This is a genomic window from Flavobacterium sp., from assembly GCF_044348915.1.
Taxonomy (GTDB): domain Bacteria; phylum Bacteroidota; class Bacteroidia; order Flavobacteriales; family Flavobacteriaceae; genus Flavobacterium.
The window spans coordinates 1-3,031 of sequence record NZ_JBIKRX010000147.1; the positions used below are offsets into that span (position 1 = coordinate 1).

Here is a 3,031-nt window from a genome sequence, read left to right on the forward strand (position 1 = left end):
AATAATTGGAAATAGTGAAATGTACGAATCTGCTGCTGCTCGCGATAATGGAATTGAATCAGTATTCAAAAATGCCCCTGAAGCTGAAGTAAAGGAAGAATTGTAATCGAACCTTGTATTTGTAGTAAAAAAAGCCTCGAAAACTTTCGAGGCTTTTCATTTGATATTAATTCCACTGCTTTAATTTCCGCTTTTATCAACCACGGGGCGATTTTCTCTGTTGGCCAATTCCCAAGCAATAGCAAAAGCAAGCTGGGTTCTTTTAGCCAAAGCATCAAATTCAATTTTGTCTACTTCATCAGTCGCTTTGTGATAATCAGCGTGTACTCCATTAAATAGAAAAACAGATGGAATACCATTTTTTGCAAAATTATAATGATCAGAACGATAGTAAAAACGATTGGGGTCTGTTCTGTCGTTGAATTTGTAATCTATAAATAGGTTGACGTATTTTTTATTCGCATCTTCACAAATGGTATATAAATCAGACGATAAATAATCAGAACCTATCAAATACACATAATTATTGGAGTCTTTATGCAAGTCATCGCGACGTCCAATCATATCAATATTGATATCGGTAATGGTGTTGGCTAAAGGAAATAGAGGGTTTTCCGAATAAAAGCGGGATCCGTGAAGTCCGTGTTCTTCTCCCGTAACGTGAAGAATTAAAATGGAACGCTTAGGGCCGTGACCATCATTTTTTGCGATTTGAAAGGCTTGAGCTATTTCAAGTAAAGCGACTGTTCCAGAACCATCATCGTCGGCTCCATTATAGACTTCGCCATTTTTCACACCAACATGATCGTAATGTGCTGAAATAACAACAACTTCGTTGGGTTTTTCAGAACCTTCAATATAAGCCCAGATATTTTCGGAATCGGGTAGATTTTCGTTTTTCTTGGCATTCAAATAGGCTGCAGGAATTCTTTGGTAATACTCTGTAGCGCCTTTTGGAAAAGGAATTTTATTCGATTTGTATTGTTTTATTAAATAATTTCCAGCTTTTTTCTGTCCCAAAGAACCTGTTTCTCGACCTTCCATTTCATCAGAAGCCACTATAGATAAATGCGTTTTTAAATCAGTAGATGTGATTGTTTTGAGGTAATTTGTTGGAGGTACATCGGCAACACTGTTCTTTTGTGAAGTACAAGAAAGAGTAGAGGCCAATAGTAATAGAAATAGTAAATTTTTCATTGAGAGCTATTTGTGTTTAGGTATACAAATATGTGAATAATAATGTAATAAAAAAAACCTTGGAAGTTTATTCTTTCAAGGTTTCACAACTGTTTTTTTTCTAATCTAATGACTATTCACCCGGATAATAGGTTCGTTCTGCATTTTTTTCAACATCTTCTTTGTAAAACAAAACATCTTTGAATTCCCCTTTTTGATACATTCTTGATTGGTCCATAAAGTGCTTTGATTTTGGATCACCACTATTACCCCCAGCTAAAAGGGATTTAGCTTTAATTTTAGGTCCAAATTCAACAGCGCAAACAAAACTATTTCCATTGTATCCGTATCGTTTTTTAGTTCCATTCTGATAGCTGCTTTTATAAGCAGGTAAACTCCCCCATAGTGCTGTTCCATTGCCAATAGGTAAACTTTCTAAACCATCATTATACACTAAGTCAATCTCACCCGTAGGGCGCTGAAATCTATTGAGTTCTCCCCAAGGAATTTGCCAGGTTCCAAATTTTGTTTTTAGCTCGTTTATCACCGTCTGCAACTGGGGAATCATTTGATCTTGAGCTGCTGTATTAGCAAATTGGATAGTGTTTTCTACTTGGTCCTTTTCTCCTTCGTCGACATATACTTTTTGTAGGATGGGGTTCAATTTGAATACCCATTCATTTGCTAATGTTGCTGCTACAGAGTTTTCATTAGCATAATAATCCCATTTCTTCAAAACTGTAATAGGTTCTATTAGCTCATAGTAAAGTGGATTTTCAGGTGAAATGTATTTTTCAAAACTAGCAACCAATGCAGGAATCAAAACTTCAAAAATGGATAATTTTGAATCGTATCCGTCCGCAATTATTTTGTCTAATGTATATGAACTTCCTTTGCTCAAAAGTCGAACTGCATTTATTCCTCTAAAATTTTCTCCATCTGGGGCCATATAGGGAAGGTAATTTTCTTTTTTTGGACTATTTATTCCAGCAACACTATAGGGCGTTGAATTGCAATTTTGTAACCAACCATTGCTAGGATTGAAAAGATGAACGGTTTCCGATGGATTATGCAAACCTTTCCATTGTGTTGACGAAGTGGTTCCATCCATCACTTTTGCCCAATTGAAGTTTTTGTCTCTAATTGGTATAAAGTTACCGTGCCAATAGGCAATATTTCCTTTATTGTCCGCATAAACAGTATTGTTTGAAGCGTTGGCTTTCATTTCCATTGCTTGTTGGTACTCCGCAAAGCTTTTAGATTTTATTCGTACCCAACTTTGCTCCAAACTTTTCATTGACCGGTTTCTGGACTTTAAACTGATCCATTTTCCATCTCTTTTGGCCATTATAGGTCCTTTATTAGTAAAATAAGTAGTAAAGGTTTTTGGAATTAATTTACCATTTTCTGCATAATTAATAACTATTTTCTTTTCGATAACGGGATACAATTTGGAATCATATTCGTAAAAAAGCTTTTTATTTTTAAGGGTTATTTTTTCTGCATAGGCATCGGCAACATCCACATTAGAAGAAGTGTGCATCCAGCCACAATTTTCATTGAATCCTTGATAGACAAAAAATTGCCCCCAAGTTACAGCGCCATAAGCATTTAAGCCTTCTTCGCTACTGATTTGTATTTCAGGTCTAAAGTAAAAAGTGGTGTGTGGATTGATGTACAAAATTGCATTTCCACTAGCCGTTTTGGATGGGGCTATTGCAAAACCATTAGAACCCGTTTGCATATCTTTTACCTTTTCGACGTAAGCGAATTTATCGTCACTCCCATAGAATGCTTTTAATTCAGTATTCGTCAAATCGGCTGTGCTTATGGCTCCAATACTTCCGTCTGTCCA

The 3,031-nt window shown here is 35.8% G+C and carries 3 protein-coding genes; 1 reads left to right on the forward strand and 2 read right to left on the reverse strand.

The annotated features are described in order from the left end of the window. The first annotated feature begins 4 nt into the window (after positions 1-4). Complete coding sequence (locus ACIQ1E_RS14060) at positions 5-106, forward strand: YegP family protein (protein WP_396171997.1); 102 nt, start codon at positions 5-7, stop codon at positions 104-106. A 74-nt stretch (positions 107-180) separates the two neighbouring features. Here ACIQ1E_RS14060 and ACIQ1E_RS14065 read toward each other — a convergent pair whose 3' ends face one another. Further along, positions 181-1,197: a M28 family metallopeptidase gene (locus ACIQ1E_RS14065; RefSeq protein WP_396171993.1), complete on the reverse strand. Its 1,017-nt coding sequence runs from the start codon at positions 1,195-1,197 to the stop codon at positions 181-183. A gap of 112 nt (positions 1,198-1,309) precedes the next feature. After that, positions 1,310-3,031 (reverse strand): penicillin acylase family protein (locus ACIQ1E_RS14070; RefSeq protein ID WP_396171995.1); only part of this gene is annotated, 1,722 nt, incomplete at its 5' end.